General features: G+C 66.0%; 21 protein-coding genes. 11 read left to right on the top strand and 10 right to left on the bottom strand.

Annotated elements, in window-relative coordinates; all coding sequences use genetic code 11:
• Nucleotides 1-12: 12 nt before the first annotated feature.
• A complete protein-coding gene (petA, locus tag IC608_RS00370; protein WP_191772056.1) occupies nucleotides 13-540 on the bottom strand; it encodes a ubiquinol-cytochrome c reductase iron-sulfur subunit in 528 nt (175 codons plus the stop codon).
• A 218-nt stretch (nucleotides 541-758) separates the two neighbouring features.
• On the opposite strand from petA, the gene IC608_RS00365 reads away from it, so the two are divergent.
• The 4 genes from IC608_RS00365 (at nucleotide 759) to IC608_RS00350 (ending at nucleotide 3575) form a co-directional block, all read left to right on the top strand.
• On the top strand, nucleotides 759-1250 hold the full coding sequence (locus tag IC608_RS00365; protein WP_191772055.1) for a tRNA (cytidine(34)-2'-O)-methyltransferase: 492 nt from the start codon (nucleotides 759-761) through the stop codon (nucleotides 1248-1250).
• A complete protein-coding gene (hemF, locus tag IC608_RS00360; protein WP_191772054.1) occupies nucleotides 1247-2119 on the top strand; it encodes an oxygen-dependent coproporphyrinogen oxidase in 873 nt (290 codons plus the stop codon). Before IC608_RS00365 ends, hemF begins: the two co-directional genes overlap by 4 nt.
• A 17-nt stretch (nucleotides 2120-2136) precedes the next feature.
• The gene (locus IC608_RS00355) at nucleotides 2137-3306 is read left to right on the top strand and encodes an AAA family ATPase (RefSeq protein ID WP_191772053.1); all 1170 of its coding nucleotides are present in this window, start codon (nucleotides 2137-2139) and stop codon (nucleotides 3304-3306) included.
• A 74-nt stretch (nucleotides 3307-3380) separates the two neighbouring features.
• Nucleotides 3381-3575 carry a DUF1059 domain-containing protein gene (locus IC608_RS00350; protein ID WP_191772052.1) on the top strand — a complete coding sequence of 65 codons (195 nt, stop codon included), beginning with the start codon at nucleotides 3381-3383 and terminating at the stop codon, nucleotides 3573-3575.
• Between the two features lie 47 nt (nucleotides 3576-3622).
• Here the strand turns inward: IC608_RS00350 and IC608_RS00345 are convergent, their stop codons facing one another.
• The 3 genes from IC608_RS00345 to IC608_RS00335 are packed head-to-tail and all read right to left on the bottom strand — an operon-like array spanning nucleotide 3623 to nucleotide 6019.
• Nucleotides 3623-4801 carry a tRNA nucleotidyltransferase/poly(A) polymerase-related protein gene (locus IC608_RS00345; protein WP_191772051.1) on the bottom strand — a complete coding sequence of 393 codons (1179 nt, stop codon included), beginning with the start codon at nucleotides 4799-4801 and terminating at the stop codon, nucleotides 3623-3625.
• Nucleotides 4798-5451, bottom strand: coding sequence for a CoA pyrophosphatase (locus tag IC608_RS00340; protein WP_191772050.1), 654 nt, complete (start codon nucleotides 5449-5451; stop codon nucleotides 4798-4800). Before IC608_RS00340 ends, IC608_RS00345 begins: the two co-directional genes overlap by 4 nt.
• A gap of 22 nt (nucleotides 5452-5473) precedes the next feature.
• The gene (locus IC608_RS00335; protein ID WP_191772049.1) at nucleotides 5474-6019 is read right to left on the bottom strand and encodes a GNAT family N-acetyltransferase; all 546 of its coding nucleotides are present in this window, start codon (nucleotides 6017-6019) and stop codon (nucleotides 5474-5476) included.
• Nucleotides 6020-6379: 360 nt separating this feature from the next.
• On the opposite strand from IC608_RS00335, the gene IC608_RS00330 reads away from it, so the two are divergent.
• Nucleotides 6380-7339 (top strand): glutathione S-transferase family protein, encoded by a 960-nt coding sequence (locus tag IC608_RS00330; protein ID WP_191772048.1) that lies wholly within the window; start codon nucleotides 6380-6382, stop codon nucleotides 7337-7339.
• A gap of 21 nt (nucleotides 7340-7360) precedes the next feature.
• Here IC608_RS00330 and IC608_RS00325 read toward each other — a convergent pair whose 3' ends face one another.
• The gene (locus IC608_RS00325) at nucleotides 7361-7834 is read right to left on the bottom strand and encodes an NUDIX domain-containing protein (protein WP_248306134.1); all 474 of its coding nucleotides are present in this window, start codon (nucleotides 7832-7834) and stop codon (nucleotides 7361-7363) included.
• Between the two features lie 116 nt (nucleotides 7835-7950).
• On the opposite strand from IC608_RS00325, the gene IC608_RS00320 reads away from it, so the two are divergent.
• Nucleotides 7951-8841 carry a metallophosphoesterase family protein gene (locus tag IC608_RS00320; RefSeq protein WP_191772047.1) on the top strand — a complete coding sequence of 297 codons (891 nt, stop codon included), beginning with the start codon at nucleotides 7951-7953 and terminating at the stop codon, nucleotides 8839-8841.
• On the opposite strand, the gene IC608_RS00315 is transcribed toward IC608_RS00320, so the two are convergent.
• Complete coding sequence (locus IC608_RS00315; RefSeq protein ID WP_191772046.1) at nucleotides 8835-9494, bottom strand: glutathione S-transferase family protein; 660 nt, start codon at nucleotides 9492-9494, stop codon at nucleotides 8835-8837. The genes IC608_RS00320 and IC608_RS00315 overlap by 7 nt on opposite strands.
• 131 nt (nucleotides 9495-9625) lie before the next feature.
• Between IC608_RS00315 and IC608_RS00310 the strand changes: the two genes are divergently transcribed.
• A complete protein-coding gene (locus IC608_RS00310) occupies nucleotides 9626-10954 on the top strand; it encodes a MurL-like N-terminal domain-containing (RefSeq protein WP_191772045.1) in 1329 nt (442 codons plus the stop codon).
• Complete coding sequence (murD, locus tag IC608_RS00305; RefSeq protein WP_191772044.1) at nucleotides 10944-12260, top strand: UDP-N-acetylmuramoyl-L-alanine--D-glutamate ligase; 1317 nt, start codon at nucleotides 10944-10946, stop codon at nucleotides 12258-12260. The genes IC608_RS00310 and murD overlap by 11 nt, the downstream gene beginning before the upstream one ends.
• Here the strand turns inward: murD and IC608_RS00300 are convergent.
• Nucleotides 12245-13975 (bottom strand): tetratricopeptide repeat protein, encoded by a 1731-nt coding sequence (locus IC608_RS00300; protein ID WP_191772043.1) that lies wholly within the window; start codon nucleotides 13973-13975, stop codon nucleotides 12245-12247. The genes murD and IC608_RS00300 overlap by 16 nt on opposite strands.
• A 258-nt stretch (nucleotides 13976-14233) precedes the next feature.
• Here IC608_RS00300 and IC608_RS00295 point away from each other — a divergent pair, with 258 nt between their 5' ends.
• The gene (locus IC608_RS00295) at nucleotides 14234-14680 is read left to right on the top strand and encodes an ANTAR domain-containing protein (protein ID WP_191772042.1); all 447 of its coding nucleotides are present in this window, start codon (nucleotides 14234-14236) and stop codon (nucleotides 14678-14680) included.
• Nucleotides 14681-14967: 287 nt separating this feature from the next.
• Here IC608_RS00295 and IC608_RS00290 read toward each other — a convergent pair whose 3' ends face one another.
• Nucleotides 14968-15468 carry an MgtC/SapB family protein gene (locus tag IC608_RS00290; RefSeq protein WP_191772041.1) on the bottom strand — a complete coding sequence of 167 codons (501 nt, stop codon included), beginning with the start codon at nucleotides 15466-15468 and terminating at the stop codon, nucleotides 14968-14970.
• A 72-nt stretch (nucleotides 15469-15540) separates the two neighbouring features.
• The gene (locus tag IC608_RS00285; protein WP_191772040.1) at nucleotides 15541-16590 is read right to left on the bottom strand and encodes an NAD(P)-dependent alcohol dehydrogenase; all 1050 of its coding nucleotides are present in this window, start codon (nucleotides 16588-16590) and stop codon (nucleotides 15541-15543) included.
• Nucleotides 16591-16744: 154 nt separating this feature from the next.
• Between IC608_RS00285 and IC608_RS00280 the strand changes: the two genes are divergently transcribed.
• Nucleotides 16745-18967 (top strand): putative bifunctional diguanylate cyclase/phosphodiesterase, encoded by a 2223-nt coding sequence (locus IC608_RS00280; RefSeq protein ID WP_191772039.1) that lies wholly within the window; start codon nucleotides 16745-16747, stop codon nucleotides 18965-18967.
• Nucleotides 18968-18979: 12 nt separating this feature from the next.
• On the opposite strand, the gene IC608_RS00275 is transcribed toward IC608_RS00280, so the two are convergent.
• Nucleotides 18980-19141, bottom strand: coding sequence for a hypothetical protein (locus IC608_RS00275; RefSeq protein WP_191772038.1), 162 nt, complete (start codon nucleotides 19139-19141; stop codon nucleotides 18980-18982).
• Between the two features lie 110 nt (nucleotides 19142-19251).
• Between IC608_RS00275 and ade the strand changes: the two genes are divergently transcribed.
• Nucleotides 19252-20973 carry an adenine deaminase gene (ade, locus tag IC608_RS00270; RefSeq protein ID WP_191772037.1) on the top strand — a complete coding sequence of 574 codons (1722 nt, stop codon included), beginning with the start codon at nucleotides 19252-19254 and terminating at the stop codon, nucleotides 20971-20973.
• Nucleotides 20974-20977: the final 4 nt, after the last annotated feature.

Below are 20977 nucleotides of genomic sequence, written 5' to 3'. Positions count from 1 at the left end.
GAAAAGCCCCCACTAACCGATACGGACCAGCGTGTCGCTGACGAATTCATAAGGCGGCACCACGAGGTTCTTGGGTGCGGGACCTTTGCGGATACGGCCGGCAGTATCGTATTCCGAACCGTGGCACGGGCAGAACCAGCCATCGAACTCGCCCGCCTCGCCCGTGGGCACGCAACCCAGATGGGTGCAGTTGGCGATCATGATCAGCCAGGGCTCATGCCCTTCCTTGGTGCGCTGCTCGTCCGTCTCGGGATCCTTGAGTTCGCTAAGCGGAACCGCCTTGGCCTCTTCGACTTCGGCCGCCGTGCGGTGCCGCACGAAGACCGGCAGGCCGCGCCAGGTGATGGTCACCGTCTGGCCCTCGGGAATGGCCGAAATGTCGTATTCGATCGTGGCCAGGGCCAGGGTCGACGCGTCCGGATTGAGCTGGTTGATCAGCGGCCAGACCACGGCCGCGGCACCGACCCCCGCGACGGCGCCAGTGGCGACGTAGAGAAAGTCCCGCCGGTTGGTGGATGAATGTTCTGCTTGCGTGGCCAAGGTCCGTATCCCCGTACGATGCACTATTGACTGGGCCGGCCCCGGCGCAAGTGTCGACCTTCAAGCAGAATCGACCGCCGTCCGCCCTCAAGCGGCCCGTCAGGTAGCGTCCTTTTTGCACTGTCACATGAACTTGTCCAGTGCGCGCGGCCGTGACAGGGAACAAGTGCGACACTATACCCGAGTTCTCTTCCCTCCCCGCCTTTGTGCCCCTTCCGATGCCGATCGACCTCGCCCTCTACCAGCCCGACATCGCCGCCAATACCGGAACGCTGCTGCGACTCGGCGCCTGCCTCGGCGTCCGGGTGCACCTGATTCATCCGGCCGGCTTTGCGATCACGGACCGCAATCTGGCGCGGGCGGGCATGGACTACCTGGACAAGGCCAGTCTCGTCGAACACCGCAGCTTCGAGGCCTTCGAGGCGTGGCGGGCGGCGGAAAACCGGCGGCTGGTGCTGCTGACCACCAAGGCGAGCCAATCGGCCTACGAGGCGGGGTTCCTTGCCGGAGACATGCTGATGCTGGGGCGCGAAAGCGCTGGCGTGCCGAACGACGTCGCGGCGCGTGCCGACCTTCGCCTGCGCATCCCCATGCGCGAGGGCCTGCGCTCGCTCAACGTCGCCGTGGCCGGGGCCATGGTGCTGGGCGAAGCGCTGCGGCAGACTGGCGGCTTTACACGGCTTGCCGATGGGTTCATGTCCACGCCATGACCCTGCCAGCCGACATTGAGACCAAGAAAGCCACCGCCAGCGCATGGTTCCGCAGCCTGCGCGATCGTATCTGCGCCCAGTTCGAGCGCCTCGAAGCAGACGTCTCGGGCCCCAATAGCGATATGGCGCCGGGTGCCTTCGAGCGTACGCCATGGGACCGCGCCGCCGGAGGCGGCGGGGAAATGTCCATGCTGCACGGCCGTGTCTTCGAGAAGGCCGGGGTGCATATTTCCACCGTCCACGGAAACTTCTCGGAGGACTTCGCGCGCCAGATGCCCGGCACGGAAGCCGGCACTGGCTTCTGGAGCTCGGGAATATCCCTGATCGTCCACCCCTGGAACCCGCACGTTCCCGCCGTGCACATGAACACGCGCATGATCGTGACCGGCAAGCAATGGTGGGGCGGTGGCGCCGACCTGACGCCGGTGCTCGACCGCCGCCGGACGCAGGACGATCCCGACAGCGTCGACTTCCACGCCGCCATGCGCCGGGCCTGCGAAGGCCGGCCAGGAGTGGACTATGAGCGGTTCAAGGCCTGGTGCGACGAATACTTCTTCCTGCCGCACCGCAACGAACACCGCGGCATAGGCGGCATCTTCTACGATCACTTCAATTCGGGCGACTGGGACGCCGACTTCGCCTTCACCCAGGCGGTGGGCGAGGCGTTTCTCGAGGTCTACCCCCAGCTGGTGCGGCGCAATTTCGAGCAAGCCTGGACTGAGGCGGAGCGCGACGAGCAACTGGTGCGCCGCGGGCGCTACGTGGAATTCAACCTGCTCTACGACCGGGGCACGACCTTCGGCCTCAAGACCGGCGGCAACGTCAATTCGATTCTCTCGTCCATGCCGCCAGCGGTGAAGTGGCCCTAGGGCTGGGGTGAACGCACATGAGTGTGACCGATCTCACGATCCAAGGCTATCGGTCGGTTCGCCGCATCACCATGCCGTTGCGCCAACTTACGGTGCTGGTCGGTGGCAATGGCGTGGGCAAGACAAACCTCTACCGCGGCCTTGAACTGCTTCAGGCGGCGGCACGGGGAACGCTGGCCGAAGATCTGGCGCGCGAGGGCGGCCTTGGCTCGGTGTTCTGGGCCGGCGGGCGCAATTTGAGTGCCGATGGCGGGTTCGACCCGATGTACCGCACCGATGGGTACCGCAAGGGCGAGGCCAACCGGCTGGCGCTGGAGATTTCGCTTGAAGAAGGGGAAACGGGCCTGCCGCTGCGCTACCGGCTGGAGGTCGGCTTTCCGCCCAAGGAGGCGGCCGCGGCCTTTCCCAACGAGGCGCAGGTGAAGCTCGAGAGCCTGCTGCTGGCCCGCCGCAAGCCGGTGGCGCTGATGGAGCGCAAGGATGCCGCCATCTGGGTGCGCGACGCGGAGGGGGTGCGCGAGGCGGCCGATGTGGACGTGCTGCCCAGCGAAACGGCGCTGTCGCGTCTGGCCGGAGTGCCCGAGGTCGCGATGCTGCGCGAGACCCTCCTCGGCTGGCGCTTCTACCATGGTTTTCGCACCGATGCCGATTCGCCGCTGCGCCAGCCGGCGCGCGCGGTGACCGCGCCCGCCCTCGGCGCCTCGGGGGACAATCTGGGGGCGGTGCTGGCGACGCTGCGCTTCATCCGCGAAGACACGACCGATCTCGATGGCCTGATCGCCGACGCCTTCGGCGGGGCCAGGCTCGATGTGGAACTGGGCGAGTTCATCCGCTTCGGCCTGCGCTACCCGGAGATGCCGAAGCGGACGTTTCTGGCCCATGAACTGTCCGACGGGACACTGCAATTTTTGGCGCTGGCGGGCGCGCTAATGGCCTACCGCCTGCCGCCCTTCATAGCCCTCAATGAACCCGAGACCAGCCTCCACCCTTCCCTGCTGCCGCTCCTGGCCCGCATGATCGTCGGCGCTGCGGGGCGCAGCCAGGTCTGGGTGGTGACCCATTCGCAGGAGCTGGCGGCCGCGATCGCGGACCTCTCGGGCGTGGTGCCGCGCACGGTGATCCGCACCGATGAGGGGACGTGGCTGGAGGGCCTCTCGCAGGTCGGGCACTTTCCGGACGAGCTGTGATCGGCCGATCAGGAACCCCGGCAGCGGACCGGCGTTGTTCGGGGACACAAGAAGGCCGAGTGAAGGAGATAGCGATGAAACGCTTCGATTCCGGAACGCTCATTCCCGGTTCGACCTGGCGTGCGGAAGCCGACAACGAGGCTGAGGTGGTGCGCCAGGCCGTCGAAAAGCTCAAGACCCTCAATGGCGAGACGGAAGTGCGCCCCGACATGGTGGAACGCATCAAGGAACGCATCGTCGACACCGGCGACACCCAGACCCGGCACTGACCCTCCAGTACGGGATGTTCGAGCCCCCGACCCAGTCGGGGGCTTTTTTATGGGCCGGACGACGCCAGCAGCAGCAGGTCCTTGCGCTCGAGCGTGAAGGCGCTGTCGACCCATGCCGTCTCCAGGCGCTTGAGGGTGGCGCCCAGAGCCGGTCCCTGCTGCATGCCCAGCTCGATCAGGTCCTGCCCCTTGACCGGCAGCGGGGCAACCGGCAGGCGCCCCAGTTCGCGCGCTATTTCGGCCAATTGTTCGCGCCGCCAGCCCCCCCGGGCCGCCGCCAGTGCCAGGCCCTCCACGGCCGCTTCGCCGAACCTATAGGCCGCCCAGGCCAGCTTGCCGGCGGAAAGCAGGTCGGCGGCGGCGAGCCGGCTGTCCATCGCCTCCCGCTCGGCATTGGAGAGCCGCCACGCAGCGACAAGCCGACCAACGTCGCCGTTTGAAAGCATGGCGAGGCGCGTTTCGGACGACGCCCCACCCAGCGCCTCATAGGCGAAGAGGCGGCCCAGCACCTGCTCGCCGGCGTCGAGCAGGCCGATCTCGGCCATGACGGCCAGAGTGCGGGCGATCTGCGGCAGGGCCAGCATGCGGCGCATCTCCGACCCGATCCGCTCGGCTGAGATGTGATCGAGGTGGCCGACGGCATGGCGACAGGCCGCAAGGCCTTCGGGGTCGAACCGCTGTTGGGCGTGGCTGGCCGAAAAGCGGAAAAACCGCCAGACGCGCAGGCCATCCTCGGCAATGCGCTTTGCAGCGTCGCCGATGAAGCGCACCCGGCCGGCCTCGAGATCGGGCAGGCCGCCCAGCGGGTCGAACAGCGTGCCGTCCGCCTCGCAATAGAGCGCGTTGATGGTGAAGTCGCGCCGCTCGGCGTCGCGCACCCAGTCGGTGCCGAACCGGACCTCGGCGTGCCTGCCGTCGGTCGCAACATCCTCGCGCAGCGTGGTGACCTCGGCGATGGTATTGTCCAGCACCAGCGTCACCGTGCCGTGGTCGATGCCGGTGGGGTGGGCGGCGATGCCTGCCGCCTTGGCGCGCTGCATGACGACGACCGGCAGGAGCTCGGTCGCCATGTCGATGTCGGGATTGGTGCGCTCGCGCCCGAAAAGCGTGTCGCGAACCACCCCGCCGACCACGCGGGTGCGCCCGCTCGCGCCCTCGAGCGCCGCTAGAATGGCCTGCGTGGCCGGACGCCGCAGCCACTCGGCCTCGATACGCGCGCCGCTCACGCCGCCGCCTCGCCCATGACGATGTCGTGGAAGCGCCGCGTGAGATTGGCAGTGATGCCCCAGATGGTGTGGCCTTCGTGGTCGATCTGCCAGGTCGAGTGCTCCTCCCCACCGCGCTTGATGCGGAAGCGGCCATAGCTGCCGGGATCGAGGATGCGGCTCAGGGGTACCTCGAACACCGAGTGCACTTCCCCCGGATTGGGCACGAAGGGCCGCGCGGGCGCGACTTCGGCCACGACAGGGGTGATGAGATAGTTGGTGCCGGTGTAGTAGGGCAGCATGTAGCCCAGGATACGCGCATCCTCCTGCCGCATCCCCACCTCTTCCCACGCCTCGCGCAGGGCGGCAGCGGCGGCGTCCGCATCCGAAGCATCGACCTTGCCGCCGGGAAACGCGACCTGGCCCGAATGGGCGCGCAGGTCGGGCGAGCGTTCGGTGTAGAGCACGGTATGGCCCTCGGGCCGGCGCACGAGAGCGATCAGGACGGCGGCAGCCACGGGTGGCCGGGTGATCGGCTGCGGCGGCGCCCAATCCGGCACCAGCGTCTCGCGCGCCGGCAGGTCCGGCGGCGCGCTCAGCAGCATCTGCGGCAGTCTGTCGATGATGGAGGGCGCGGAGAGCATGAGGCAAAGATGAGGAGCGGCCGACACAAGTCAAGCCGCTCCGTCGCGTCTACTGGCCCTGGTCGAAACTGGCAATCGGGCCTTTGAGCGACTGGGCCAAGCTCTTGTCGTCGGCCAGCAAGAGGACGCGCGTCGGGTCCACCGGGCCGGGGAACTGGATGTTGCCCGGCACGGTCGGGACCCAGCCGAGGGGGCAGTAATAATCCTGATCGCCCACCAGCAGGACGAAATGCCCCTCGCCGCGGGACAGCGCCAGCTTACTGACCTCGCGGGCGAGGAGCTTGCCCGCGCCGCGCTTGCGGAAATTGGGGTGGGTGGCGAGTGGCCCCAGCAGATAGCCCTTGAGACCGCCCACGCTGATCGGCGTCATCCAGACCGAACCACAGGTCGTGCCGTCGATTTCGGCGACCAAGCTCAGCGTCGGGTCGATGGGGAAGCGTTCGCGCACACGGAATGCCGTGCGAGCGAACCGGCCCGGACCGAAAGCGATGGCTTGCAGATCATCGATATAGGCGTCATCGGCCGGGGTGGCGAGACGGACGATAGGCTGGCCGGAAGGAGAAGCAGCGGCTTCGGCCGCAACGAGCGTGGTCATGGGGCAAGGTCCGGTAAAAGCAATGCGAGACAGCATGAGCGGCACGCCATCGGGCGCCGCGTGGCACGACCAACTAGGGTCGTCGTTCCGTCTGCAAAACCTTCACCATCCTGGACGCCTCCACGTCTGGATTCGCATTAACACCCACATGGGGGGCCGTAAATGGGAATGTGCGGCACATGGCAAAATTCCTCACTCCTTCCCGTCGTTGTGGCACGGTTGCACAACGCACCGTTGTCGCATGGCGGGCTTATCGATCGGCCAGCCCGCCGTTAAGTCTTAACCAACGCCGCAACCCGCATCCCCGTTCAGGACTTGATCGGACAATGCCGACGGCTTGATGACCGCAAAGGAGCAACAATGGGACAGTTGATCGATGGCAAGTGGTCCACCCAGTGGTACGACACCTCCAAGACGGGCGGAAAGTTCGTGCGCAGCCAGGCCGGCTTCCGCAACTGGTTGACGGCGGACGGCAGACCCGGCCCATCGGGCGAAGGCAACTTCGCGGCCGAACCGGGCCGCTATCATCTCTACGTTTCGCTGGCCTGCCCCTGGGCGCACCGCACGCTGATCTTCCGCAGGCTCAAGGAGTTGGAGGACCTGATCTCGGTGTCCGTGGTGTCCCCCAAGATGCCCGACGACACCGGCTGGAGCTTCAAGACCGAGGAAGGCTCGAGCGGCGACCAGATCCTGGGCAAGCAGTTCCTCTGGCAGGTCTATACCGAGGTCGACCCCACCTATACCGGCCGCGTCACCGTGCCCGTGCTGTGGGACAAGAAGCGCAACACCATCGTGTCGAACGAGAGCGCGGAAATCATCCGCATGTTCAACACCGCCTTCAACGACATCACCGGCAACACGGACGACTATTTTCCCGAGGCGCTGCGCCCGCGCATCGAGGAGATCAATGCGCGCGTCTACGACGACATCAACAATGGCGTCTACAAGGCCGGCTTTGCCACCACCCAGTCGGCCTACGAGGAGGCGGCCACCACGCTCTTCGACGCGCTCGATTGGGTGGAGGAACTGCTGGGCGAACACGCTTATCTCGCCGGGGACGACGTCACCGAGGCCGACTGGCGGCTGTTCACCACGCTGGTGCGGTTCGACGCGGTCTATTTCGGGCACTTCAAGTGCAACCGGCGCCGCATCGCCGACTATCCGAACATCTCGCACTATCTCAAGGCGCTCTACGAGGTGCCCGGCGTCAAGGAGACGGTCAACATGGACCACATCAAGACGCACTATTACTGGAGCCACACCACCATCAATCCGCACCGTATCGTGCCGATCGGGCCGGACCTGCCGTTCATGGACTGATGGGCAATTGGGCGGGGTGGGTCAGTAGCCCCACACCGCCCGCTTTTCGACATGGTCGAAATATTCGTCGATGCGCTGGCTGGTGGCGGGGGTCACCCCTTCGGGGAGGGCGCGGCGGTCGAACCAGCGGACCTCGGAAATCTCGTGGTCCTTCTTGCGCTCGAACTCGTGGACGAATTTCCGGGCCACGTAGAAGGCAACGTGGTCGCGGTTCGTGACGGGGCTGGTGTTGTGATAAAGGCCGAAAAGCTCGAGCGGCCCGTCGACGCGATAGCCGGTTTCCTCGAGCGTTTCGCGCCGTCCCGCCTCCTCGAAGGTTTCGCCCGGACCGACGCCACCGCCCGGGAACTGCCAGCCCGGGACATAGGTATGGCGGATGAGGAGCACCTTGTCGCCATCCACCACCATGACCCGCGTGCCCATCGTCATGCGGTGCCAGAGGCCCTTGGCGGTCAGGAATACCTTGGCGCGGACGCGCTGGAAGCGATTCATCATTTGGGCAGTGCTCCGTCTCGTCCCTCACGCCTAGCAGAGCTTGGCGCGAGACAAAATCGTGCGTTGGAACGATTGAACGTTTTCTCGCCGCTCGCGTTCTGGCAAAACCGCACGCAATGATTACCCTGGCCCACATCTCCGACGTTCATCTCTCGCCCCTGCCCGAGATCGGTCTCTCCGATCTGCTAGGCAAGCGGTTCACCGGCTACCTCAACTGGAAGCTGAAGCGGCACGACGAATTGAACAGCGAAACGCTGGCGCGGCTCGTGGCGCATATGCAGGAGCAGCGCGCCGATTTCACAGCGGTGACCGGCGACCTCGTCAACCTGGCGCTCAAGGACGAGATGGTGCGCGCCAACAAGTGGCTCGAAGCCCTGGGCGACAGCGAGCGGATCGCCGTCTGCCCTGGCAATCACGACGCCTATGTGCATGGCGCGCTTTCCCAGGCGCAGGAAAGCTGGGGCTCCTACCTCAAGGGCGAAACGCTGGAGGGCCAACCATTTCCCTTCGTGCGGCGAATCGAGGACGTCGCCATCGTCTCCTGCTCCAGCGCCGTGCCCATGCCTCCCTTCGTGGCTGCAGGGCGGTTCGAGGAAAGCCAGGCGGCGCGCCTGGCACGCATGCTGAAGCTGCTCGGGGACGCGGGCTATTTCCGCGTCGTCATGATCCACCACCCGCCCAATGCGGAACTGCAGCATCCTTCCTTCGGCCTGCGCGGCCACCGCATCTTCCGCCAGGTGATCGCCGAGCATGGCGCGGAAATGATTCTGCACGGCCATACGCACCGCTCCTCGATCCACCACATCCCGGGCAAGGACAGGGAAGTGCCGGTGATCGGCGTCGCCGCCGCCAGCGCGGCCCAGGGCGGCACGCTGGACGATCCGGCGCGCTACAATCTCTTCCGCATCGAGCGCAATGGCGAGGGCTGGAACTGCATGATGCGCGAGTTCGGCTTCCAACGGCTGGGCAACGAGATCGTCATGCGCATGCAGATGCGCATCTACTGAAAGCTGTCGGTCGGCGCGCCCGAATACAGCGCGTGCTGCGCCGCATAGGCCCGCTGATAGGCCGGCCGGGCCTCGGCGCGTGCCACATAGGCCCTGAGCCTTGGAAATTCGTCGAGCAGCCAGTCATCGGCGCGGCGCAGGACCATGACCATCATCAGGTCCCCGGCGCTGAAGGCACCCTCGAGCCACTCCGCATCGCCCAGCCGGTCCGACAGGGCCCTCAGCCGCACCCGGATGCGGTCATCGAGCAAGGCGAGGCGCGCAGGGCTGTACCAGGGTTGGCCCGGGTCGGTGAAACCGGCCTGCTCGCGCTCCACGATCGGCGGCTCCACCGTGCCCACCGCGGCGAACATCCACGTCACGGCGCGGGCCCTGGCATTGGCGTCACCGGGCAAGAGGCCAGCACGCGTCTGGGCCAGATGCAGCACGATGGCCCCTGATTCGAAGAGGGTCAGAGCCCCCTCCTCATAGACCGGAATCTGGCCGAAGGGCTGCCGCGCAAGGTGCTCGGGCTGCTTCATCTGCTTGAAGGAGACGAGGCGCACCTCGTAGGGCTGCCCGACCTCTTCGAGCGCCCAGCGGACGCGCATGTCCCGGGCAAGACCCTTGCCGCCATCGGGCGACCATTTGAAGACGGTGAGGATGGGGGTCATGTCGCTTGGGTCCCTAGCAGCCAATCTTGCCCAGACGACGCACCATGACCAGCAGTTTCGACAGAGGGGTACGCCCCACTCCCGCCATGCGCGCAAATCACCTATATGGGGAGAAAGCCAGCGAGTTGCCCGTGACCGAATTTTTCCGCATCGAGTGTCCCCAGTTCGACCCTGACACCAGCGAGGCGCGCTTCAGCTATCGGCTGAACGATCTCGCCTTCACCGAAGTGCTGCGCTTTCCGCACGTGTCCGACATCGCCGTGCTCGATACGCCCTCGTTCCAGAAGCTGCTGGGGCTGTGCGCGATCGTGCTGGGGGTGAGCTATTTCAAGCTGCGCGCGCCGCTGCGCATCGAGACCGACATCGCCCTGACGCCGGACGAGCGGGCCTTTGTCCTCGACGTCTACGAAAATGGGCTCGGAGAGTTCTACGCCCGCAACGGGCTGCAGCGCTTCGGCCGGCTGAGCCTTGACGCACCCGAGGATGACAAGGCGCAGCTTCCCGCGCCCGTCCTCAAGGAGCGCACGCTGCTGCCCATCGGCGGGGGCAAGGATTCGCTGGTGAGCGTCGATCTTCTGACCCATGTCGGGGCTGAGTTCACCCCGTTCGCCGTCAACCCCAAGGGACCGATCCTCTCGTCAGTGGAGGCGATCGGCATCGAACCCGTCTATGTCACCCGTACGCTCGACCCCGAGATGATCCGGCTGGGCAAGGAGCCCGGCTACTACAATGGCCACGTCCCCTCGACAGCCATCAACTCGATGATCGCGGCGCTCTGCGCGCTGCTGTTCGGCTACGACCAGATCGTGCTGTCCAACGAGCGCTCGGCCAGCGAGGGCAATGTGGTGTTCGACGGGCGCGAGACCAATCACCAATATTCCAAATCGCTGGGCTTCGAGGTCCGCATCGCCGATATCCTCTTGCATGCGACGGGCGGGGCGCTGCGCTATTTTTCCCTGCTCCGGCCCTATTCGGAAGCGCGCATCGCCTCGCTCTTCACGCATGGGCACCGCTTCGACAGCGTGTTTTCGAGCTGCAACCGCAATTTCCGCCTGACCGGCAACGACGGCCCGCTCTGGTGCGGCGAGTGCCCGAAATGCCACTTCGTGTTCCTGATCTTCGCGCCCTTCATGCCCAAGGATCGCCTGTTGCGCATTTTCGGCAAGAACCTGCTCGACGAGCCGGCCAATGAGCATTCCTTCCGCGAACTGGCGGGGCTGACGGGGCAAAAACCTTGGGAATGCGTGGGAGAAATCCTCGAAGCGGCGGCGTGCTTTTATACGCTGTCCCGCCATGCCGACTGGCATGAGGATGCGGTGGTCAAGGCGCTGAAACCCGATCTTCTGGCCCAGTATGGCGAGGAAAAACTGCAGCTTGCCATGGCCGAATGCCTGACCGACAGCCACGACCACCACATTCCGCCGGCACTGGCCGCGCAGGTGGCCGCCTATGCGGTTTGAGGAACCGGTCCTGCTCTATGGCGCGGGGCGCGAGGCGTTCTCGACGCGGCAGTTCCTCAAGAGCCGGCAGCCGGAGCTGAAGGTGTTCGTGACGGTCGATAGTGGCGCCGCCGACATACCGGAGGCCGAGCCCATCGCCGCCGGCGACCTGCCCAAGGCCATCGCCGACCATCGCTTCGGGCTGATCGTCAAGAGCCCCGGCGTGTCGCGCTACAAGCCGATTTTCGATTTGGCCCGCAATGCCGGCATTCCCATCACGTCCAATCTCAATCTGTGGGGGAGCGCCTATCGCCACGGCCGCACGGTGATCGCCATCAGCGGCACCAAGGGCAAGTCGACGACGGCCACGCTGACGCATCTGATGCTGACCCATTCGGGCGTCGATGCGGGCCTGGCCGGCAATGTCGGACTGGCACCCCTCGAGATTGCGGACAAGCATCCCGTGGTCGTCTTCGAGCTCTCGAGCTACCAGACGGCGGACATGAACTTCCTGCCCGACATCGGCGCCATCACCAATCTCTACCCCGAGCATGTCGACTGGCACGGGTCGGTGGAGCGCTACTACGCCGACAAGCTGCACCTGATCGACCGGGACGGCGGCTTCGCAGTCGCGCTTGGCCGCGCGGCGCGGGCAAACGCCATCGTGGCACGGGCGGTGCGCGATCATCGCCGGCTCCTGCGGGAGCTGACGGAGGCGGAAGAAACAGCGATCAAGGCGGCCACGGCGTCGTCCCGCCTGCGTGGGGCGCACAATCTCGACAACGCGCTTCTGGCCGCGCAGATCGCGCTGGCGGCCGGGGGTGCGCTTGCCGGGGTCGTGGCTGGCATCGGCGCATTCCGGCCCCTGCCCCACCGGCTGGAGGAACATGCGGTCGGGGCGCTGACGATCGTCAATGATTCGATCTCGACCACCCCCGAGGCCACCAAAGCGGCCCTGGCTGCCTATCCCGGGCGGCGCATTGCGCTGATCGCGGGTGGCCACGAGCGCGAGCAGGATTACACCGAACTTGCCGGGCTTCTCGAACAGCGGGGCGTGACGACGCTGGTGACGCTGCCGGTGACGGGCCCGCGCCTGGCGGAGGCCGCACGGAACCTGTCGCCGCGCATGAGCGTGGTGGAAGTTGCGGACCTTGAGGCCGGCATTCGCGCGCTGGCGGACATGCGCGAGCGGTTCGACACGATCATCCTCTCGCCCGGCGCCCCGTCCTACAATCAGTTCAAGAATTTCGAGGAGCGCGGCAGGCGTTTCGTGGCATTGAGCCGGGAGATGTTTGGCGCCGGCGCGCTTGATCAGAACGCTGAATAAAGGGCCTGCATGGGCACCCCCGCATCGAGCAGGCTCTGGCGCATGGCGCTCAAACGCGTCGGGTCTGCCAGCCGGCGGCGCAACTGCGCCACGACGCCCAGCCGCCGGAAGCTGTCGGTGTCCATGACCTGCGCCAGATACCGGCTGACCGTTTCCCGCCGCCCCAAGCGCTGCGCCGCCATCACGGCCAGCACCGGCCCCACCTCCGCGTCGGCACGGGCATAGAGTTCGGCACTGGCCAGGGCCGCATCAAACTCGCCGGCGTCGAACCGCTCGAGCACCAGCGCCGCATGGTACCAGGGTGGCGCGGGAGGAGCCCCTTCTATGGCCACCCGGGCGAGGGCCGCCCCCTGGCTGACGCGACCCAGGAACGCCAGATGCCGCGCGCGGGCGGCGATGGCGTCGAGATTGGAGGGGTTGAGCTGCAGGGCCGAGTTATAGGCCGCCTCGGCCGCATCATGCCTTCCCCGCCGCTCTTCAAGGCGCGCCCGCTGCTCCCAGACGAAGGAGTTGGTGGGCGAGACTTGCTGCGCCTCGTCCAAGAGGCGGGATGCCTCGTTGGCGGCCGCATCAGCCATCGTGCCGCCGGACAGCTCAACCAGCAGGCTCGCCTCGGCGGCCAGAGCCACGCCCCGTTGACGCGTCTCCTCATCGAGCGCGGCAAAACAGCTCTGCGCCTTCTCGCCAGCCGCCGTCGAGCTGGTCTCGCGATAGGCATCGAAGGCCATGCGGCACCGGTAGAGCGTTTCCATTCCCGCCAGGCTCCGCCGGCCCTGCACCAGTGCGCGGGCGTTGGCATGCAGTGGTCCGCGGAAACTGCCCAGTTCGCGGCTCAATATTCCCGAGACGCTGTCGAGGACATCGGGGCGATCGGCTTCGGCCGCGCTGAGGGAGATGATTCTCGTCCACACCACGTCGTTCTGCGTCGGGTCGCTGAGGATGACGCTGTATTGCGGTTTACCCTCGTCCATCCGCACGATGCCGTTGAGCACGAAATCCGGCGTCGCATCCACGGCCCCGACTGGGGTGCCGCTGCCGCTATAGGAGACCGTCAGCGTTTCGAATTGCTCAAGGTCCGTCACAAGTTCAAGCGCCAGCCCCGCAGAGAGCGAGACCGCAGAGGGATCGCCGGTGAGGTTCTCGAACTCCTTGATGGCGAGCGAGGGCCGGGTCGCGGTCTCCGACAAGGGGTCGGGGGTTCCCAGATGCGGCACCAGGAAGGCAAGGACAGCGACGATTGCCAGAATGCCCGCCGCAGTCAGGGCAGCAATAGCCACGGATCGTCGGCGGCGGTGGCGCGGGCGGGCTGGAGCGGCCGGACCCGCCTCGTCAACGGTGTCGTCCGCCCGTGCAAGCAGAAGCGGCACGCTCTGCCCGACCACGACGAATTCCGGCACATAGCGCCCCACCGGCAGTTCGATCCGCACGCGCTCATCCTGCCCGTCGGCGGAATAGTAGTGGTCGAGCAGAGAGCGCAGGCGCCGCGCCTGGACCCGCACGATCGGGTCGGATTGCGGGTCGAAACCCGACGGCCGACCCAGAACGTCCACCGCGATGGCATAAGCCTTGATCGCTGTCGCCTCGTTTCTCAGTGTCCGCCGGACGATGTAGTCCAGGAAGGCGGCGAGTTGAGGGGAGCGGGCGATTTCGGGCCAAGCGAGCAACCGGCCCAGGGCTGCTTCAACCTCTTCCGACTGCGGCCCTTGATTTGCCACCCAGGCTCTCCATCGGTCTGAGCCGAGTGTGAGAATTTACATGTAAAATGCAAGGCCAGTTACCCGTGTTTTACATGTCGTTTCTTTGCGCGGCAGGAAGAAGGGAGCATATGGCAGGAATGGGTAGCGTTGCGGCCGCCCATCTCTGGCGGTTAGGCCCCGCCGCACTTTTAGTCATTTTCAAGGTACCCGGATCCGTTCGCCATTCGGGCGTGCGACCACAAATCAGCGTTCCGTGGCGGCGGAGCGGAGGGTGTGTTGAGTACTTTCGCCGTTGTGGCGCCCCTGGTTGCTCTCATCGATGACGATGAGCATTCCGCGCGGCTTCTGCACAAGACACTGACGGCGCAGGGCGATCTTGCGGTGCAGCATCTGGGCGGCGGTACGATCGGCGGCGAGCGATTGCACGCGCTGCTGCAGGCGCCTGCGTCCAGCTGGCCGGATCTGGTGGTGGTCGACCTCAAAGCCAACAGCCGGGCGAACACCGAGTTCGCCGAACAGCACCACGCGATGCTGGACGCCAAGGGCATCCCGCTCGTCGTGATGTGCCGCCCGATCCCCCGCAAGGACCGTGAGGTGCTGCACCGGGCCGGCGCGTCGGGCGTATTCTTTCGGCAGCCGGAGCGCGACGCCTATCGTCGCGAGGCTGCCGGACTTCTCAATTTCCTGGCGCGCCAGCCGCGCCCGGACATGGTTGGCATGTAGAGCCTGCGTCCACAGGGTTTCATGCCGTGGTGGGGAGCGATGCTGCAAAACGGCTTTCGGGCCGGGCTGCATTCCCAAGCGTCCTCCCCGCCAGTAAATCCGGCCCGAGGTTTGCACCACCACGGGTCGATGCGCCGGTTGCACTCCAGGCACGCCGGCGTGGGGACACGGTCGCGGCACCTCCCGGTCGCGCACCGTACGAGGGGAGAAGCAGGAGCATTGGGCGCGCTTGTCCCTCGGCGCGCCGGGCACCGAACGCTTCTCCCCACGTCCCCGTTCTGGGCGCTTCAGCGTTCTTCCCGGGATCGCCGGCCCTTGCTGCCGATGATGCGGTGCGAAAGCGCCCGCAAGGCCGCCATGACGATGACCGCCAGCACGGCCACCCCCGCAGCCACGACATAATATCCCAGCGCAGCGGCCAACCCGACAGCGCCGGCGAGCCACATGCCGGCGCCGGTGGTGAGGCCCTGCACCCCGCCCCCGCTGCGAAAGATGGCGCCAGCGCCCAGAAACGCAATGCCCGCCGTGACCGCCTCGACCGCGCGGATCGGGTCGGGGTTGGTGTTGTTGGCCGTCTGGATGGTGTGAAAGATCTCGAAGGCCAGGATGGTGAAGAGCGCGGCTGCAACCGCCACGAGGATGTGCGTGCGCAGCCCCGCCTCGGCCGTGTGAACCTCGCGCTCGAACCCTATGGCGGCCCCCAGAACGGCGGCTATGGTCAGCCGAATGGCGATGATGTGGAGGGGAAGGTACGTTTCTACCAGCCCAAAACTGTTGCCAAAATCCATGACCAATGACCACCGGTGACGCTGTGGGCACAACAGCGGCCAACCGTTTGCGGTTCCCGGCAGCGCCTGCGGCTATTCGGCAGCGACCCTGATCTGCAACTTGACGTCGCTGGGCCGCGCCTCGACAGCCCGATCGAACGCCGCGACCGCGTCCTCGAAGGCAAACGTCTCGGAAATCAGCGGCTTGAGGTCGACCTTGCCCGAGCCGATGAGCGCAATGGCCCGATCATATTGGTGGGCATAACGGAAGACGTTCTCAATCCGCACTTCCTTGACGGAGGCGGCCGCGACGTCAATCCGCACCGGCTCCACCGGCAGCCCCACGACGACGATAGCGCCACCCGGACGCGGCAGATCCATGATGGTTTCCCAGGCCTTGGGCGAGCCGGAGCACTCGAACACCACATCGGCGCCCCACCCTTCGGTCAGCTCGCTCACGACCTCGGCGAGGTTGCGCTTGCCGATATTGACCGGAATGACGCCCTGATATTGCGCCGCGATGTCGAGCTTGGGTTGGGCAAAGTCAGCGACGATCACCCTGGCACAACCGCCGGCCAGCGCCGCAAGGGCGACCATGGTGCCGATCGGTCCGGCTCCAAGCACGATGGCCGTGTCACCGGGCGTGATTCGCGCCTTGGTCGCGGCCTGCATACCCACTGCGAAGGGCTCCACCATGGCACCTTCGGCAAAGCTGACGTGGTCCGGCAGCTTGAAGGTATAGTTGGCCGGATGCACCACCTCTGCCGTCAGCACGCCGTGCACGGGCGGGGTCGCCCAGAACCGGACGGCCGGATCGACATTATACATGCCCAGCCGGCTGGCGCGCGATTGCGGGTCGGGGATGCCGGGCTCCATGCAGACGCGGTCGCCGACCTTGAGATGGCTGACGCCCTCACCCACTTCCACCACCGTGCCGGCTGCCTCGTGCCCCAGCACCATCGGCTCGTTGACCACGAACGGCCCGATACGGCCATGGGTGTAGTAGTGCACGTCCGAACCGCAGACGCCCACGGTATGGATGGCGATTTTGACCATGCCCGGCCCCACCTCGAGCGGCAGATCAATCTCGCGCAGGGCAAGTTCATGCTGGCGCTCGAGCACCAGGGCGCGGACTTTGGTCATGGGCGGCGATCTCCGTTTTGCGCTGGTGTAGCCGATGCAAAGGCGGAAGGCGAGATGACAAGGTTATCGAGTGCGGTAACCAGTCACTAAGGCCGTTGTCTTACCATGGATTGCATCACACTGGCCGCCTCCAGGCCCGAACCGGGATATTCCCTTGGATCGCTGGCGCTTTTCCGCCACCGTCTTGCTACCGTCCATGCTTGCGCTGATCATCACCGGCGCGGCCGTGATGGCGTTCGTGCTGTGGTCCACGGCCAATCTGGACCAGCGGGCGCAGGAACGGCAGGCGCGCATCGCCGCCCGCATCCTCGAAAACAACCGGGTCGAGCTGGCGCACGAGCAGGAAAGCATCGCGCTCTCCGACGATGCCTTCCGCCACATCCGGCAGGCCTACGATCCGGGCTGGGTATCGGACCATGTCGGGCGCTGGATGAACGAATTCTTCGACCACGCCAACACGGTTATCCTCAACGAGCGCGACCAGCCGCTCTTTGTCGCCACGGGCGGCGTGACGGACACAAACGAGAGCTTTGAGGAACACCTGCTGCCCGGCCTGGCGCCCATGCTGGCCCAATTGCGCCAGCGCATCGCCGGCGGGGCGATCGAGCGCTATCGGCTCGATGACAGCTCTCCGGCGCCTTGGGTGAGCGAATACGCCCTCGTGGACGGCAAGCCGGCGATCGTCGCCATTTCCCCGATCATGGGCGAGGGCGCGGTCCTCGCCGGGGCGCCTGACTCGATCTACCTTATCGTCAGCCTCGATTATCTTGATGACCAGCTGGCGGAGCGGATTACCAGCAAATACCTGATCGACGATGCCAGCTTCGTCATGCGTCCGTCGACCAGCGAAACCAGGCTGGGGCGGCCCATCGTCGACAGTCGCGGCCGCTTCATCGCGTTTTTCGAATGGACGCGCAACCGGCCGGGCCAGATGATGCTGCGCAGCACCGGTCCGGTCCTCGCGGCTGGCTTTATCGTTTCGGCCATCCTGGTCATCCTGCTGATGACTCAATTACGCCGCTCTTCGGCGGCCGTCGAAGCGGCGCGCCGTGCGGCCGAGCATCAGGCGGCGCACGATCGCCTGACTGGCCTGCCGAATCGCTCTGGCTTTGACGCCCACTTGGCACGCCTGCTCGAGGCGGGAAACAGCAGCGGCTCGGCCATTCACCTTCTCATGCTCGACCTCGACCGCTTCAAGCAGGTCAACGACACGCTGGGCCACCAGGCGGGCGACGACCTGATCGAGGATGCGGCGCAGCGCATCCGGCAGGTGGTGCCAGGCGATGTGTTCGTGGCGCGGATCGGGGGCGACGAATTTGCCCTGGTCGCGGCGACGGCGCATGGGCATCTCGACCCGCTGCACCTGGCACAGGATCTGGTCAAGGCCATTGGCCAGCCCTTCGCCATCGGCCAGTACCACGCCCATGTCGGCGCCAGCATTGGTATCGCCTCGACCCGCGCCGGGGAACTCGACGCCAAGGAACTGGTGCGCAAGGCCGATATCGCGCTCTATGAGGCCAAGGCGGCGGGGCGCAATCGGGCAACGGTGTTCGAAGAGCACATGAACGAGTTGCTGCAGCTCCAGCACACGATCGAAGCGGAACTGCGCGAGGCGCTCGAAACACGCGAGCACCTCTCGATAGGCTACCAGCCGCTGGTCGACCAGAAATCGCGCCGCGTGGTGGGCGCCGAGGCCCTGGCGCGCTGGAACCACCCCAAATACGGCCAGATCTCGCCGGCGCGCTTCATTCCCATCGCTGAAACCAGCGGGCTGATCGGGCGGCTGGGCGAGCACGTGCTGCGGCGCGCCTGCGAACTGGGCGCGACGGCCCCGGGCTACACCATGGCGGTCAACATCTCGCCCATGCAGCTCCGTAGTCCGGACTTCGCCACGCGGGTGTTCGACATCCTGCACGAAACGGGCATGCGCACCGAGGACCTCGAACTCGAGATCACCGAGTCCATCCTGCTCGACGACGAGCACATTTCCTCGCAGAACCTGCTGACCTTCCGGGCGGCCGGTATCCACATCGCGCTCGACGATTTCGGCACCGGCTATTCGTCGCTGAGCTATCTCAAGCGCTATCCGGTTGATCGCATCAAGATCGACCGCTCCTTCGTCAGCCAACTGGCCACGGGCCATGTCAGCGTGGCGATCACCCAGGCGCTGGTAACGCTGGCCCATGCCATGAACATTCACGTCACGGCTGAAGGCGTCGAAACGGCCGAGCAGGCGCGCATCCTGGGCGAGCTGGGGTGCAACACGCTCCAGGGCTTCCTGTTCTCGGGGGCAGTGGATGAGGCCACGATCCGGGCTGTGTTCGATCAGCCGGACAACCTGCCGCAGCGTCGCCGCCGGCCGGGTCGCGTCGCCTGAGTTGCGCGCGGATCAGCCGTTCGGATTGGGCTGGGTGCCCGTATAGACCGCGTAGATGATGCCGAAGGCGATCACGAGACCGATGACCGAGAAGATCAGCACCCGCAGGTTCATCTTGCGCGGACTGGCCTGGGTGACCTCGGTGTCGTTCTTCTTGGGATCATAGGTTTCCATCGGCGCCTCCGAGCGTGTTCGGAAGACGAACGTGCCGCCGATGACCAGAGTTCCCTGGCGCAATGGTCACAGGGGCTTGACGGAGCGGCGGGGCAAGGCAAACCTCCGGCATGACACGCAACACCCCCTCCCCCGAACGTCTCACCCGCATGATCATGGCCGGCCAGGGCAAGGTTAACGCGGACCTCGTCCTGCGCGACGTGCGAATGCTCGACGTCATCACCGGGACCATCACCCAGACCGACATCGCGATCGTCGATGACCGCATCGTGGGCACCCATGCCCGCTATGAGGGTGCAGAGATCATCGAGGGTAACGGACGCTTCGCCGTTCCCGGCTTCATCGACACGCACCTGCACATCGAATCTTCGCTGGTCACGCCGCTGGAGTTCGACCGTTGCGTGCTGCCGCATGGCGTTACGACGGCTCTCTGCGATCCGCACGAGATCGCCAATGTGCTGGGCGCAGAAGGCATCCGCTACTTCCTCGACAGCGCCGAGCGCAGCGTCATGGACATACGGATCAACCTCTCCTCCTGCGTTCCCGCCACCCCGTTCGAGACGGCCGGGGCGCGCCTCGAGATCGACGATCTTCTGCCGTTTCGCGATCACTCCAAGGTGGTGGGGCTGGCCGAAATGATGAACTTCCCGGGCGTGCTCAATGCCGATCCGGGCATAATTGCCAAGCTGGTCGCCTTCCAGGACGGGCACATCGATGGCCACGCGCCGCTGCTGCTGGGGCAGGCCCTCAACGGCTACCTCGCCGCCGGTATCCGCACCGACCATGAGGCGACAAGCGCCGCCGAAGCGCGCGAAAAGCTGGCCAAGGGCATGGCGATCCTGATCCGCGAAGGGTCGGTATCCAAGGATCTCGAGGCGCTGGCGGAAATCCTCGACGAAGACACCTCGAGCTTCGTGGCGCTGTGCACCGATGATCGCAACCCGCTCGACATTGCCGAAGAGGGCCACCTCGACAACTCGATCCGGCGACTGATCGCGCGAGGTTGTCCGCTACACCATGTCTATCGCGCCGCCAGCCATTCGGCCGCGCGCATCTTCGGCCTGCGTGACCGTGGCCTCGTGGCCCCCGGCTGGCGAGCTGACATCGCGCTGCTCGACAATCTGGAGGCGTGTCGCGTTTCCGACGTTGTCGCGGGAGGGCGGTTGGTCACCCCGGCCCTGTTTGCCGCGCGCGAGGCGGTGGCGCCGGTGGGACTGAAGTCAGTCAAGGCCCAGCCTGTGACGGCAGATGTCTTCGTCACCGCCCCCAAACCCGGGCAGAATCGGGTGCCGGTCATCGGCGTCAAGCCGGGGCTTATCCTGACGTTTCGCGAAGAGGCGAGCCTGGCCACGACGCAGACGGGCCTGCAGCCCGACCTCGACGCCGACGTGATCAAGGTGGCCGTAATCGAGCGCCATGGGATCAACGGGAATATCGGGCGCAGCTTCGTCACCGGCTTCGGCCTCACGCGCGGCGCCATTGCCTCGTCCGTCGGTCACGACAGCCACAACATTACCGTGGTGGGCGCCAACGACGCCGACATGGCCGCAGCGGTCAATCGGCTGATCGAGATGGGGGGTGGCTTCGCGGTGGCGGATGCCGGGCAGGTCACGGCCGAACTCGCCCTGCCCATCGCAGGGTTGATGAGCTTGAACAGCTTCGAGGAGGTCGCCGCCGATCTCCACCACCTGCGCGATGCGGCCAAGGCGCTGGGATGTACCCTGCCCGAGCCCTTCCTCCAGGTGGCGTTCCTCGCCCTGCCGGTGATCCCGCACCTCAAGATGACGGATCGCGGGCTCTTCGACGTCGACAGGTTCGACTTCGTCAGCTGATGAA

The sequence above is a fragment of the Devosia oryzisoli genome, from assembly GCF_014837245.1.
In the GTDB taxonomy this organism is placed as follows: domain Bacteria; phylum Pseudomonadota; class Alphaproteobacteria; order Rhizobiales; family Devosiaceae; genus Devosia; species Devosia oryzisoli.
The sequence above is the reverse complement of the archived record's forward strand: the minus strand, read 5'-3'. Positions and strand labels throughout refer to the sequence as shown.

Coding starts and splice junctions, on each gene's coding strand:
- IC608_RS00290 (WP_191772041.1), bottom strand. CDS start 15,468: ATGGATTTTGGCAACAGTTTTGGGCTGGTAGAAACGTACCTTCCCCTC.
- IC608_RS00325 (WP_248306134.1), bottom strand. CDS start 7,834: ATGATGAATCGCTTCCAGCGCGTCCGCGCCAAGGTATTCCTGACCGCC.
- IC608_RS00315 (WP_191772046.1), bottom strand. CDS start 9,494: ATGACCCCCATCCTCACCGTCTTCAAATGGTCGCCCGATGGCGGCAAG.
- murD (WP_191772044.1), top strand. CDS start 10,944: ATGCGGTTTGAGGAACCGGTCCTGCTCTATGGCGCGGGGCGCGAGGCG.
- IC608_RS00330 (WP_191772048.1), top strand. CDS start 6,380: ATGGGACAGTTGATCGATGGCAAGTGGTCCACCCAGTGGTACGACACC.
- IC608_RS00350 (WP_191772052.1), top strand. CDS start 3,381: ATGAAACGCTTCGATTCCGGAACGCTCATTCCCGGTTCGACCTGGCGT.
- IC608_RS00285 (WP_191772040.1), bottom strand. CDS start 16,590: ATGACCAAAGTCCGCGCCCTGGTGCTCGAGCGCCAGCATGAACTTGCC.
- hemF (WP_191772054.1), top strand. CDS start 1,247: ATGACCCTGCCAGCCGACATTGAGACCAAGAAAGCCACCGCCAGCGCA.
- ade (WP_191772037.1), top strand. CDS start 19,252: ATGACACGCAACACCCCCTCCCCCGAACGTCTCACCCGCATGATCATG.
- IC608_RS00355 (WP_191772053.1), top strand. CDS start 2,137: ATGAGTGTGACCGATCTCACGATCCAAGGCTATCGGTCGGTTCGCCGC.
- IC608_RS00320 (WP_191772047.1), top strand. CDS start 7,951: ATGATTACCCTGGCCCACATCTCCGACGTTCATCTCTCGCCCCTGCCC.
- IC608_RS00365 (WP_191772055.1), top strand. CDS start 759: ATGCCGATCGACCTCGCCCTCTACCAGCCCGACATCGCCGCCAATACC.
- IC608_RS00335 (WP_191772049.1), bottom strand. CDS start 6,019: ATGACCACGCTCGTTGCGGCCGAAGCCGCTGCTTCTCCTTCCGGCCAG.
- IC608_RS00275 (WP_191772038.1), bottom strand. CDS start 19,141: ATGGAAACCTATGATCCCAAGAAGAACGACACCGAGGTCACCCAGGCC.